Source organism: Ancylobacter amanitiformis, from assembly GCF_030814815.1.
GTDB lineage: Bacteria > Pseudomonadota > Alphaproteobacteria > Rhizobiales > Xanthobacteraceae > Ancylobacter > Ancylobacter amanitiformis.
The window spans coordinates 40,449-53,671 of record NZ_JAUSVR010000003.1 but is presented as its reverse complement, the minus strand read 5'-3'; the positions used below and the strand labels follow the sequence as shown (position 1 = coordinate 53,671).

At 70.3% G+C, this 13,223-nt stretch carries 9 protein-coding genes; 4 read left to right on the top strand and 5 right to left on the bottom strand.

Annotation, left to right across the window (positions count from 1 at the left end; translation table 11 throughout):
* Positions 1-94: 94 nt before the first annotated feature.
* Positions 95-1,021 carry a protein-methionine-sulfoxide reductase heme-binding subunit MsrQ gene (locus QOZ99_RS05680; RefSeq protein ID WP_306889029.1) on the top strand — a complete coding sequence of 309 codons (927 nt, stop codon included), beginning with the start codon at positions 95-97 and terminating at the stop codon, positions 1,019-1,021.
* Between the two features lie 30 nt (positions 1,022-1,051).
* Positions 1,052-1,525: a nuclear transport factor 2 family protein gene (locus QOZ99_RS05675; RefSeq protein ID WP_306889028.1), complete on the top strand. Its 474-nt coding sequence runs from the start codon at positions 1,052-1,054 to the stop codon at positions 1,523-1,525.
* A gap of 4 nt (positions 1,526-1,529) precedes the next feature.
* Here QOZ99_RS05675 and miaA read toward each other — a convergent pair whose 3' ends face one another.
* Positions 1,530-2,456 carry a tRNA (adenosine(37)-N6)-dimethylallyltransferase MiaA gene (miaA, locus tag QOZ99_RS05670; protein ID WP_306889027.1) on the bottom strand — a complete coding sequence of 309 codons (927 nt, stop codon included), beginning with the start codon at positions 2,454-2,456 and terminating at the stop codon, positions 1,530-1,532.
* A gap of 140 nt (positions 2,457-2,596) precedes the next feature.
* Here miaA and serB point away from each other — a divergent pair, with 140 nt between their 5' ends.
* Positions 2,597-3,490: a phosphoserine phosphatase SerB gene (serB, locus tag QOZ99_RS05665; RefSeq protein WP_306889026.1), complete on the top strand. Its 894-nt coding sequence runs from the start codon at positions 2,597-2,599 to the stop codon at positions 3,488-3,490.
* Between the two features lie 23 nt (positions 3,491-3,513).
* Here serB and QOZ99_RS05660 read toward each other — a convergent pair whose 3' ends face one another.
* The gene (locus QOZ99_RS05660) at positions 3,514-7,179 is read right to left on the bottom strand and encodes an AsmA family protein (RefSeq protein WP_306889025.1); all 3,666 of its coding nucleotides are present in this window, start codon (positions 7,177-7,179) and stop codon (positions 3,514-3,516) included.
* Between the two features lie 207 nt (positions 7,180-7,386).
* Entirely contained in the window at positions 7,387-8,802 is a 1,416-nt protein-coding gene (locus QOZ99_RS05655) for an FAD-binding oxidoreductase (RefSeq protein WP_306889024.1), read from the bottom strand.
* A gap of 243 nt (positions 8,803-9,045) precedes the next feature.
* Here QOZ99_RS05655 and QOZ99_RS05650 point away from each other — a divergent pair, with 243 nt between their 5' ends.
* Positions 9,046-9,558 carry a thioesterase family protein gene (locus QOZ99_RS05650; protein ID WP_183190621.1) on the top strand — a complete coding sequence of 171 codons (513 nt, stop codon included), beginning with the start codon at positions 9,046-9,048 and terminating at the stop codon, positions 9,556-9,558.
* A 20-nt stretch (positions 9,559-9,578) separates the two neighbouring features.
* Here the strand turns inward: QOZ99_RS05650 and QOZ99_RS05645 are convergent, their stop codons facing one another.
* Together QOZ99_RS05645 and QOZ99_RS05640 are read right to left on the bottom strand one after the other, a co-directional pair.
* Complete coding sequence (locus QOZ99_RS05645; RefSeq protein WP_306889023.1) at positions 9,579-10,505, bottom strand: 50S ribosomal protein L11 methyltransferase; 927 nt, start codon at positions 10,503-10,505, stop codon at positions 9,579-9,581.
* Positions 10,506-10,587: 82 nt separating this feature from the next.
* The gene (locus QOZ99_RS05640; RefSeq protein WP_503128547.1) at positions 10,588-13,092 is read right to left on the bottom strand and encodes an ATP-dependent helicase; all 2,505 of its coding nucleotides are present in this window, start codon (positions 13,090-13,092) and stop codon (positions 10,588-10,590) included.
* Positions 13,093-13,223: the final 131 nt, after the last annotated feature.

The window sequence follows — 13,223 nt, the reverse complement described above, 5'->3', positions numbered from 1 at the left end:
CCTCACGCCAATGTGCGGGCGGGCGTTGAAATATCGCCGCGCGTGCGGCCGTATAGACCGGTGACATCCCTCCAATGGATTGCCCCGGTCCGCCATGCCCCTGCTGCGAGAAAATTCCGGCAAGCTCAGTGTCGAGAAGATCGGCGCGCTTCTCGTCGTCCTGCTGCCCCTCGTCCTGCTGCTCGTCCGGGCGCTGAGCGGCGGCTTCACGCCGCCGAGCCCGTTCGGCGGCGCCCCGGGTCTGGGCGCCCCGGGCTTGGATTCGCCCGGGCTGGGCGGCGAGCCGGCGCTGGGCGCGCGTCCGCTGGTCGAGGTCATCCGCTTCATCGGCGACTGGTCGATCCGCCTGCTGCTGATCTCGCTGGCGGTGAGCCCGGCGCGGCGCCTGTTCAACTGGCCCAAGCTGCTGGCCGCCCGGCGCACGCTGGGGCTTGGCGCCGCCCTGCTCATCGGCATCCACTTCACGTTCTATCTCATCGATACCGGAAATCTCGGCACGGCGGCGCGCGAGATCGCGCTGCGCATCTACCTCACCATCGGCTTCGTCGCGCTCCTCGCCTTCGCGGCGCTGGCTGCGACCTCGTGGGACGGGGCGCTAAAGCGTCTCGGCGCCGAGCGCTGGAACCGGCTGCACAGGCTGGTCTATCCCGCCACCGCGCTCGGCCTGCTGCATTTCTTCATGCAGCAGAAGCTCGACGTCACCGAGCCGACGCTGATGGCCGGCCTGTTCGTCTGGCTGATGGGCTGGCGGATCCTGCAGCATTATCAGCGCGGCACCGGCCTTCTCAATCTCCTCGCGCTGGCGGCGCTCTCGGGGGTGATCACGGCGCTGATGGAGGCGGGCTGGTATGCCACCGCCACCGGCATCGATCCGGCGCGGGTGCTGGCCGCCAATCTCGCCTTCGACTATGCGATCAGCCCCGCCTGGTGGGTCTTCGGGGCGGGCGTTGTCGTAACACTGGCAAGCGCGTTTGCCCTAAGATGGCGCCCCCTGCCGGTACGGCGCCCGGCACGGGCTTGAAAGCGAAGCGCCACATTCCGGAGACGTGCCATGGCCGAATCCCGCCCGCCTTTCCCCCCCTTCACCCAGGAAACCGCAATCCAGAAGGTGCGCGGCGCCGAGGATGGCTGGAACTCCTGCAATCCCGAGCGTGTCTCGCTCGCCTACACGCCCGACAGCCAGTGGCGCAACCGGGCGGAATTCGTCAACGGGCGCGAGGCGATCGTCGCCTTTCTCGCCCGCAAATGGGCGAAAGAACTCGATTACAGGCTGATCAAGGAACTCTGGGCCTTCACGGATAACCGCATCGGCGTGCGCTTTGCCTATGAGTGGCACGACGATTCCGGCAACTGGTTCCGCTCCTATGGCAATGAGAACTGGGAATTCGCCGCGAATGGCCTGATGCAGCGCCGCTATGCCTGCATCAATGACCTGCCGATCCAGCCCGCCGATCGCAAGTTCCACTGGGATCGGGCCGGCGCGCGGCCGGCGGACCATCCGGGCCTGTCGGATCTCGGCCTGTGAGGGGTCAGCCGGCGGGGATCCCGGCCAGCAGGATCGCCGCCTCCGCCACCGGCAGTGTCATCCAGCCCTCCAGCTGATGGCGGAACCAGGTGTCCTGCCGCTTCGCGTAATGGCGGGTGTCGGCGATACCACCCGCGATCGCCGCCTCCAGCGGGATCTCGCCCGCGAAATGGCGCGCGAACCATGGCATGCCGTGGGCCTTGAGAAGGGTGCGGTCGGCCGGCAGGCCCCGCGCCAGCAGGGCCCTCGCCTCCTCCAGCGCGCCCATCTCCATCATCGCGTGGAAACGCGCGGCGATGCGCGCGCGCAGGGCCGCGCGGTCGGTGGCGAGGAAGATCCGCACGGCCGCCGCGCCCGGCAGCACCGGCGGGCCGGCCGGTTCGGCCTGCCAGTGCGCGAGCGGACGGCCGGTCGCCTCGAACACTTCGATCGCGCGCATCAGCCGCTGCGTGTCGGAAGGGCGCAGCCGGGCGGCCGTCTCCGGGTCGATCACGCTGAGCCGCGCGTGCAATTCCGGCGCGGTCTCGTCCAGCGCGCGCACCCGGGCGCGCACCTCCGGCGGGATGGTGGGCATGGGCGAGAGACCCTGCGTCAGCGCCTTGAAATACAGCCCGGTGCCGCCGATGACGATGGGCAGGCGCCCCTCCGCCTCGGTCGCGGCAAGCACCGCCGCCGCATCCTCCAGCCAGTGCGCGGCGGAATAGTCCTGCGCCCCGTCGACATGGCCGTAGAGACGATGGGGCGCCCGCGCCTCTTCCTCGGCGCTCGGCCGGGCGGTGAGCACGCGCAGGTCGCGATAGACCTGCATCGAATCGGCATTGATCACGACGCCGCCCGTGCGCTCGGCCAGCGCCAGGGCGAGCGCCGACTTGCCGCTGGCGGTCGGCCCTGCGATAAGCACCGCGCGCGGGCGCGAGGGTCTGCTCGTCAACTCCGCTCTCCGCGTCGCCGGATCGCCCGGTCGCCTGATGGTCCGTTCGCCCTTTTTGCCCGCCACCGCGGCGACGGCAAGGATTTCCGCCCCGTTTCCGCCCCGCGCCCCCCGCCATTGCCCCGAGACGCTGCTGAACGATGCCCGACGCTCCCTCGCATGTCGCCGTCCTGATCGCCAATCCGCTCGCCCCCGCCATCGATGACGCGCTCATCGCGAGGGCCCGCGCGGTGCTGCCCCAGCCCGAAGCGGTGCGCCGGCTCAATCCCGGCATTGCCGCCGAGATCGGCTTTTCCGGCACCGGCGACATCGAGGCATTGCGCGCGGCGCTGGCCGGCGCGCCGGTGGATGTCGCCCTGCTGCCGGCGGCCGGGCGGCGCAAGAGGCTGTTCCTCGCCGACATGGATTCCACCATGATCGGCCAGGAATGTATCGACGAACTGGCCGATTTCGCCGGCATGAAGGCGCATGTCTCGGCCATTACCGAGCGCGCCATGCGCGGCGAGATCGCCTTCGAACCGGCGCTGCGCGAGCGCGTGGCCCTGCTCAGGGGGCTGCCGCTCGGCGTGGTGGACGAGGTGATCGCCCAGCGCATCCGCCTCACCCCGGGCGGGCGCGAACTGGTGGGTACCATGCGTGCCAATGGCGCGCGCACATGGCTCGTCTCCGGCGGCTTCACCCTGTTCACCGAGCGCGTCGCGGCCATGGTCGGCTTCCATGCGCACCGGGCGAATGTGCTGGTGGCGGACGGCGAGCATTTCGCCGGGCGGGTGGAGGAACCCATTCTCGGCCGCGAGGCCAAGCTGGCCACGCTGATCGAGGCGCGCACTGCGCTCGGCCTCGCGCAGGAGGACACGCTGGCGGTCGGCGACGGCGCCAATGATCTCGCCATGCTCGGCGAGGCCGGGCTTGGCGTCGCCTATCACGCCAAGCCGGCCGTCGCCGCCAGCGCGCAGGTGCGCATCGACCATGGCGACCTGACCGCCCTGCTCTACCTGCAAGGCTATATGGCGAGCGACTTCGTCACCGCCTGAGGAGCCTCAGGCGGCCGGCGCCCTCACGGCGCCAGCGGCGGAACGGCCACCGGATTGCGCAGCGGATCGGGCGGAATGTCGATCGGCGGCGCGAGAGGTGGCGCCGGCGGGGGAACGGCCGGCGGGGCGTCCCCGCCCGGCGGCATCGCGAAGGGTGGCGAAGAAGCGGCGGGGGGCGCCGGCCGGATCGCCGCCGGGCGCTGCTGCGGCGGCGCGGCAAAAGCCTTCGGCGGTTGCACCGCCGGGCGAGCCGGCAATTGCTGCGGCTGCGGTGCGGCGGAGGGCGCTGGCTCCTCGTCCGTGGGGTGGCCGGCATCGGTCAGCGGCGTACGGCCATATTCCGATTCCAGCCGCTTGGTTTCGCGCTCCAGTGCCCGCATGTTGATGGCGGCGATGAGCGGGGTGATATCGAAGCGGCGCTCGGGCGCGGCAATCGGCCCGCGCCACTGCACGCCGGCCGACGGCGGCGCCCCCGTGGCCGCGCCGGGCGCCGCGCCCTGCCCGGCCGCCGCGGCATCCTCGATTTCCAGCGTGGTCTCGAAGGAAAGCGCGGGAATGTCGAGCGAACCGGTAAAGGTGAAGCGCTGCGCGCCGACGCTGGCCCGCGCCGTGGCTGTGCGGGCGACGCCACCCACCACGCTGAGCGCGCTTTCCAGCCGATCGAGCTTGAGCGGGCCGCGCGACAGCCCCTCATTGAGCAGTTGCACCGTGCGCGCCTGGTCGGGCGGCAGGCCGCGCTCGGTGGCCAGCATCACATATTGCAGCGCGCGCGGATCGGCATAGGCGATTTCCAGCCCGTCGACGACAAGGCTGCCCTGCCCCTGCAGGGCGGCGGCAATGGCGCGGGGCGAACGTCCGCTGCCGGTAAGGTCGAGCGCCAGCGTCACCCGGCCGCGGACGGCGGGGCGCGTCACGCCGGCCGCTTCCAGCAGCCGCGCGCTGTCGGCATCCGACAGCGCGAGATGGCCATCGACCTGCAGCGCGTCGCCGCCGCGCCGGGCAAGGTCGAAGCGCCCCGAAAAGCGCCCGCCCGCCAGCGCGCCGGTGAGTTCCTCCACCGCAATGCCGGTGCCGGTGAGCCGCGCCTGCAGGCGCGCGCCATCCAGCGCAAGGCCCGCCGGCAGTTCGAACCGGCGCAGGTTCAGCTTCACCCGCGCGGCCAGCCCGCCAAGCTCCGGTGTGCCGAACCGACCATCCGGCCAGCCAGACCCGCCGCCCGCCACAGGCCCGACCACAAGGCCGAGCGCGTCCGGCAGGCTCCACGTGTCGAGCGCGAGATCGGCCTCCACGGGCAGCGTCTCGCCCGGCAGATAGGTGACGCGGCCCTCGACCGTATGGCCGGCGACCGAACCGGCCAGCCCGGCCAGCTGCCAGCCATTGCCCTCGCGGGTCAGCGTGCCGGACAGGCTCGCCGGCAGCGCGGCGACGACGCTGGCCGGGAAGGTGGAAAACAGGCGGGCGAGATCGGCATCGGCGAGCACCAGCGCGAGATTGGGGCGCGCGCGCCCGTCCGCCTCCCAGTCCAGCCGGCCGCGCGCCTTGAGCGTGGCGCCGGCGATATTCAGCGTGCCGTCAAGCTCGGAGCCGAGGGCAAGCGTCGCGCGGGCCGGGCCAAGCCCGGCGCGGAGCCCCGGCACGCCGAGGGTGGACAGCACGGCGGTGCCATCGGTCATGTCCAGCGCCAGCGTGCCCTCCACCGGCCGTCCGGCGCCGAAGCCCAGCTTCGCCGTGCCGCTGAGCACGCCGAGCCGCCCCTTCGCATCGAGCGCCGTGCGCCCCGCCTGCGAGGTGAGGTCGAGCGCGACATCGAGCGGGGCGAGGCTGGCCCCCATGGAACTCGCGAAGGCCTCGACCGGCGCGAAGCCGAGCGCCCGCGCCAGCGCCGGCAGCCCATCCGCCCGCCCGCCGGTCAGCCGCGCCTGAAAGCGTCCGTCAGCCGAGGCACTCGCGCCCGCCGCGGCAAGCCGGCCGGAACCGTTGAGGTCGAGCCCGCCGAAATTGGCGATGGCGAGGCGTTCGACCGCGTAGCCGCCCGCGTCGCTCCTGAGAATAATGTCCGCCCCCGCCGCGTCGATTCCGGCCAGCCGCACGCCGGTGCCGCTGAAGCTCAGCCGCACGTCGAACCGATCGCCGCCATAGCCGAGCAACTTGCGCGCGGGCGGCAGCAGGGCATCGATATCCACCTTGGCGGTGGACAGCACCGCGTCGATGCGCCCGCGCCCGCCCGGCGGGGCGAAGGCATAGGCGGCGGTGCCGGCAAGGCTGGTGTCGCCCAGCCGCAGGCTCATGCGATCCAGCGCGATGCGATCGGCCGCGAGCGCCACCGTGCCCTTGAGCTCGGCCGCGCCCGTCGGCAGGCCGGCGATAAGGCTGGTGGCATCGGGCGCCGCCCAGCCGATGAAGGCCGGCAGGTCTTCGGCCGAGAGCACCATGTCGCCGGCGAACAGCGCGTCGTTGGACGGCGTGCCCGCCGCCTGCGGCAGGCGCCCGGACAGCTTGACGCTGGCCCGCCCCGGCAGCCGCGCCTCGACATTGCGCGCGCGCCAGCCGGCGGGCGACCAGTCGAGCCCCGCCTTCACCTCGCGCATGGCGGCGCCGCCCAGCAACACGGTGTCGCTGGCCAGATCCAGCGTGCCGCTGGTGGCAAGGCCGGTGAGCGGGGCGATGGTCTGGGCGAACCGGTCGATCACGCCGATCGGCGAGGCCCCGCCGGTCGCCGCGTTGAGGTCGATCTGCCGCGTCGCGAGCGTCAGTTCCAACCGGGAGGCCGGCTGGTCCGGCGTGCCCACCGCCGCCAGCCGCCCGCGCCCGGAGAGTTCCACCGGCCGCTCGCCGCTGCCCAGCGACAGGCTGAGATTGGTGGCGTCCACCGCCTGCGGCGTCGCGTTCACCGTCCCCGCGAGACTCCAGCCGGCCAGCGGGTCCTGCGCGGGGGGAGGCGCCGCCGCACCGGGCGCCGCCTCCATCGCGCGCATCGAGATGGACGCACGGCCCTGGAAGGCGGGCCGGCCGCCCGGAAAAGCGAGCGTTCCGTCGGCATCGACGGTGAAGGGCGAACCGATGCTCTGCACCCCGAGGCGCAGCTTCGTCGTTCCGTCGGGCTGGACCTGCGCCAGCGAGAGGCGCAGCTTGCGCCGCACTCCCGCGCTGGCCACCTCGCCCTCCAGCCGCAGCGGGCCGAGCACGCCGCCGAGTTCACCGGCGAGATCGATGTCGTCGAGCCGCAGCGAGCGGCCACCGGCGCGATCGAGCAGATCGAGCGTGCCATTCTCGATGGCGAGGTCGGCGATGGTCAGCCCGGCCGGGCGCCCCGCGCCGGTGGGCAGGGTGAGCGTGCCCGTCGCGTCGACCACGAGGCGGATGCGCGGGCTGACCAGCGTGAGCCCATCGGCGACGAATTCACCGCGCATCAGCGCGCCGAGCGACAGCCGGCCGCTCAGCGCCGCCGCGGAGAGCCCGGTGCCGGCGCTGTCCACGCCCACGCTGACATCGTGCAGCATGAATGTCGGCGTCGGCAGAATCTGCGCCTCGATCGGGCCGCGAATGATCACCGGCGCGCCCACCGCGCGGGCGGCCTGCGCCTCGAACGTGGCGCGCCACTGCGTCCAGTCCACGACGAAGGGCGCCGCAAACGCGGCCGCCACCGCCAGAATGATGGCGCTCGCGATGGTGAGCAGCAGGTTCTGCACGCATCTCCTCCGGATCGAACCGCGCCCGCGCCGGCCTCAAGGGCTGGGCCAACGTGCCCTCAGTCGCGTTTTACCGCTAGACTGTTGATATTTTTCGCATTCTTCACGCCTCTGCGCAAAGCCGGAATTCGCCGCAGGCTTAACGGCGCGAACCAGGCGCCCGTCCCGCACGATCCGCGTGAAGCGGACGAGGCCGCGCGCACGGCGTCACGGCAGGATCTTGCCCGGGTTCATGATGTTGAGCGGGTCGAGTGCGGCCTTGATGGCGCGCATGGCGTCGAGCGTCGCCGCACCGTGCTCGGCCTCCATGTATTTGCGCTTGCCCTGGCCGACGCCGTGCTCGCCGGTAGCGGTGCCGCCCATCGCCAGAGAGCGCTTGACCATGCGCGAGATGAAATCCCTGGCCTTCGCCACATCCTGCGGGTCGTCCATGTCGACCAGCGTCACGGTGTGGAAATTGCCGTCGCCGACATGGCCGACGATCGGGGCGATCATGCCCATTTCCTCGATGTCGCGCTTGGTCTCGTCCACGCAATCGGCGAGGCGCGAGAGCGGCACGCAGACATCGGTGGCCAGCGCCTTGGCGCCGGGCTTCAGCGGCAGGCAGGCCCAATAGGCATCGTGCCGCGCCTGCCACAATTTCGTGCGGTCCTCCGGGCGGGTCTCCCAGATGAACGGACCGCCGCCGAAATCCGTGGCGATCTCGCCGAAGCGTTCGGCTTGCTCATGCACGCTGGCCTGCGTGCCATGGAACTCGACGAACAGCGTCGGCTTCTCCGCGAGGTCGAGCTTGGAATAAGCGTTGCAGGCCCGCACCTGCACCTCGTCGAGCAGTTCGATGCGCGCCACCGGCAGGCCGGACTGGATGGTGAGGATCACCGCGTCGCAGGCCGCGCGAATGGTGGGAAAGGCGCACACGCCCGCCGAAATCGCCTCGGGAATGCCGGAGAGTTTCAGCGTCAGGCTGGTGATGATGCCGAGCGTGCCCTCAGCGCCGACGAACAGCCGTGTCAGGTCGTAGCCGGCCGCCGATTTCCGCGCGCGCCGGGCGGTGGTGATGATCTCGCCATTGGCCAGCACGGCGGTCAGCGCCACCACATTGTCCTTCATCGTGCCGTAGCGCACCGCATTGGTGCCGGAGGCGCGGGTGGAGGCCATGCCGCCAAGCGAGGCGTCCGCGCCGGGGTCGATGGGGAAGAACAGGCCGGCATCGCGCAGATGCTCGTTGAGCTGCTTGCGGGTGACGCCCGGCTCCACCACGCAGTCGAGATCCTCGGGGTGCACGGACAGCACGCGGTTCATGCGCGACATGTCGAGGCTGATGCCGCCATTGGGGGCATTGATCTGCCCTTCCAGCGAGGAGCCGGTGCCGAAGGCAATGACGGGAACGCCATGACGCGCGCAGGTGCGCACGACAAATTGAACATCCTCCACGCTCTCGGCGAAGACCACCGCGTCGGGAGCCTCGTTGTCGAGCCAGGTGATCGTGTTGGCGTGTTGCTCGCGCAGCGCGCGGCCGGTCGACAGCCTCTCGCCGAAGTGACTGGAAAGACTGGCGATTACCTCCCGCACGGCCGCATCGGCCACCGCCTCGCGCGCGTGTTCGCCCATCAGTTCCGCCATCTCGTCCTCCCCTTGCCGCGCCGGACGGCCAGCCGGCACGGATGACGGCATATACCTTATCGCAGCAGGCGGCGAGCCCGGCCGCGGCGGGCGCGGCAGGCGAGCCGACACAAATCTGCCGATTCGCGAGAATTATACTCGTGCCTGCTCACCGAGGCAGGTGACGACTGCACGGAAAGTCGGCACAATGCTTGTCAATAAGGCAGCGCGGGCTACCGCGCTCAGAACGGTCGGGATGGTGTCATGCTGGACGGGATCGATTTCGAACCCGTGTTCTTCGCACCCTTCGTTTCGTCCGTCTTGACGGTCGAGCCGAACTGGGTGGATCACAACGGGCACGTGCGTTCGGCTTTTTACAGCCTTCTGTTCGACCGCGCGGTCGACGAGGCGATCTTTCTTGTAGGCCTCGGCCCGATCGCGGCCGAGCATGCCGGTGCGTCCTTCTTCGCGGTGGAAGCCCATCATCGCATCCATCGCGAATTGCGCGCGGGCCATCAGGTGCGGGTAACGTTGCGCCTCGTCAATTATGACGACAAGCGCATGCATCTGTTCCAGGAACTGCACCATGCCCGCGAGGGCTGGATCGCCGCCACCTGCGAGCAGATCGCCCAGCATGTGGAGCCCGGCAGCCGGCGGATCGTGCCCTTCCCGGACGAGGTGCTGGAACGCCTCGCCCTGATGAAGGCGGCCCATGGCGCGCTGCCGCGGCCCGATGGGCTCGGCCGCCCGGTCAACATGCCGATCCGGTTGCTGTAACCGGCGCGATCGACAGGAGCTTACCGCCGGTGCGGACGCCCCGCATCCGCGGCAAGCTCCAGCGTTACCCAGCCTTCAATGGTCCGCCGCCGCACGAGGTAAAGCCCCTGCGCGCGATAGGCGGCGAGCGCCGCATTGGCGTGCGAGGGCAATAGCCCGGACAGCACCACCGTGCCGCCGGTGGCGACGAGGCGCGCCAGCGGCCGGGCGATGAGCTTGAGCGGGGCGAGCAGGATGTTGGCCAGCACGAGGTCATAGGGCCCGCGCCGGCGGAACTCGCCATTGCCGAGCCCCGGCGCGTGCAGGAAATGGATGGGCGCGGCGGCATGGTTGGCCTGCGCGTTGACCCGGGCGGTCGCCACCGCCACACGGTCGATGTCGCTCGCCACCACCGGCTCGTGGAACAGCCGCGCCGCCGCCATGGCCAGCACGCCGGTGCCGGTGCCGATGTCCAGCGTATGGGCCGGCCGGCGCTTCTTGCCGAAGGCGACGATGGCGGCAAGGCAGCCCTTGGTGGTGCCGTGATGGCCGGTGCCGAAGGCCAGCGCCGCCTCGATCTCGATGCCGATGCGATTGGGGCCGACCGCGCCGCGATCATGCGAGCCATGCACGATGAAGGTGCCGACCGCGACCGGCGCCAGCCCTTCCAGTGAGGCGGCGACCCAGTCCTTGCGGTCGAGCGTGGAGAACACCGCGGCCGCCGCGGCGGCGGGCGAGACGATCGACACCAGCTCGCGCACCATGTCCTCGTCCGGCTCTTCGCCGAAATAGACCTCGACCGCCCAGCCGGAGCCTTCCGCGCGGTTCTCGATCTCGAAGGCGGAGGTGGCGACCTCGGCCGGATCGAAGCTCTCGCCGAGGAATTCGGCAATCGCCCGCGCCTCGCCCTCGGGCGCATCCACGCGCATCACATGCGATGCGCCATTGGGCGGCAAACCTTCGAGCATGGCATTCCTCGCGTCACGGCTGAGACGCGAGGGTGTGTAAGCGAGAGCGCGGATAAATGCCAGCGGTGCCACCGCATGGCGCTCACGGCGCCTGGACGAAGCTGTCCACCACCTTCTTCTCGCCGGCCTTGTCGAACTGCACGGTGAGCTTGTTGCCCTCCACCGCGACGACGTCGCCATAGCCGAACTTCTGGTGGAACACCCGGTCGCCGCGGCCGAAGCGCGAGGGCGGCCCGCCCGACTTGGCAATCAGTTCGCCCTCGATCACCCGCCCGCGCGCCGCATCGCTCGCGCCATAGCGCGAACCGCGCTCGGCGAACCCACCCGAGGATTTGCCCCCGGACGCCGCCGCACTCGACCGCGTGGCGTTCTGCGCGCGCTGCCAGCCGGGCGTGGAATACGATGAGCCGAAGGTCTGCGCCTCGTCGAAGCGGCTCGGTCCATAGCCGTAGCGGCCGGCATAGCCGCCGCCCTGCCCGCCGCCCCAGCCGGAGCCGCCGCGCGATTCCGTCACCTCGACGTCCCTCTCCGACAATTCGTCGAGAAAGCGGCTCGGTACGGCGGACTGCCACAGCCCATGGATGCGCCGGTTGGAGGCGAAGAACACCTTGGCCCGTCGCCGCGCACGGGTGATGCCGACATAGGCGAGGCGGCGCTCCTCCTCCAGCCCGGCGCGACCCTGCTCGTCCAGCGCGCGCTGGTTGGGGAAAACCCCCTCCTCCCAGCCTGGCAGGAACACGGTGTCGAATTCCAGCCCCTTGGAGGAATGCAGCGTCATGATGTTGACGGCGTCCTGGCCGGCGGCGCCCTCGGCATCCATCACCAGCGAGATATGCTCGAGGAAGCCGATGAGGTTCTCGAACGGCTCCATCGAGCGCACGAGTTCCTTCAGGTTGTCCAGCCGCCCGGCAGCCTCGGCCGAGCGGTCCTTCTGCCACATCTCGGTGTAACCGCTCTCATCCAGCACGATTTCGGCCAGTTCATGCTGTGGCAGCCGCGCCATCTGCTCGCGCCAGCGATCGAAATTGCCGACGAGATCGCGCAGCGTGAGCCGCACCTTGGGCTTCAGTTCCTCACTGGCGACCAGTTCACGCGCCGCCTCGACCAGCGGCAGGCCCGCAGTTCGCGCATGGTCGTGGATCTGCCGCAGCGCCGCGTCGCCCAGGCCCCGCTTGGGCACATTGACGATGCGCTCGAAGGCGAGATCGTCGGAGGGCGAGGCGATGACGCGCAAGTAAGCCAGCGCATCGCGGATTTCCGCCCGCTCATAGAAGCGCGGCCCGCCAATGACGCGGTAATTGAGCCCCAGCGTGACGAAACGGTCCTCGAACTCGCGCATCTGGAAGGAGGCGCGGACCAGGATCGCCACCTGCGACAGGCCGTGGCCCTCGCGCTGCAGCGCCTCGATCTCCTCGCCGATGGCGCGGGCCTCCTCCTGGCTGTCCCAGGCGCCCGTCACCGTCACCTTCTCGCCGCTCTCGCCTTCCGAGAACAGCGTCTTGCCGAGCCGGCCCTCATTATGGGTGATGAGATGGGCGGCCGCGCCGAGAATATGGCCGGTGGAGCGGTAATTGCGCTCCAGCCGGACCACCAGCGCGCCGGGAAAATCGCTCTCGAAGCGCAGGATGTTGTCCACCTCGGCGCCGCGCCAGCCATAGATCGACTGGTCGTCATCGCCGACGCAGCAGACATTGCGCGAGCCCTGCGCCAGCAGCCGCAGCCAGAGATATTGCGCGACATTGGTATCCTGATACTCGTCGACCAGAATATAGCGGAAGCGCTTGTGATATTCGGCCAGAACATCCGGATTCTCGCGCAGCAGGCGGATGCTCTCCAGCAGCAGGTCGCCGAAATCCACCGCGTTGAGCGCCTTCAGCCGGGCCTGATAATCGCGGTAGAGCTTGCCGCCCTTGCCATGCGCGAAGGTGGCCCCCTCGCCGGCCGGCACCTGCTCCGGCGACAGGCCGCGATTCTTCCAGCCGTCGATCGTGTTGGCCAGAAGCCGCGCCGGCCAACGCTTCTCGTCGATCTGCTCGGCCTGGAGCAGTTGCTTGAGCAACCGGATCTGGTCGTCGGTGTCGAGAATGGTGAAGCCCGATTTCAGCCCCACCAGTTCCGCGTGCCGGCGCAGCATGCGCACGCCGATGGAGTGGAAGGTGCCGAGCCACGGCATGCCTTCCACCTCCGGACCGACAATGGAGCCGATGCGCTCCTTCATCTCGCGCGCGGCCTTGTTGGTGAAGGTCACGGCGAGAATCTGCGAGGGCCAGGCAAGGCCGAGCGAGAGGATATGCGCGATGCGCGTGGTGAGCACGCGCGTCTTGCCGGTGCCCGCGCCCGCCAGCACCAGCACGGGCCCTTCCGTCGCCTCCACCGCCGCGCGCTGCTCGGGGTTCAGCCCCTCGATATAGGCGCCAGCGCCCGCCGGGCGGCCGGGATTGGCCAGCGCCTGCGCGCGCGCGGCAATGCCGCCCGGGCGAATGCCGGGGTTCGAGATATCGGTCGAGGGCGCGCCCGGCATTCCGTCCGGCAGGTCGAACGGAATGTCGAACGCGTCGTCGCGTGGCGGTTTCCGGGGATCGGACAAGGGCCCGCTCGCACTCATGGCAGCACTGTGACTTTCGATTCTTGTTCGACTCTTGGAAGAACAAAATGGCATCGGCATGCCCATTTGGCGAGGCCGGCCTGAAAACGACGCCCGAAGCAGGCGGATCGGAC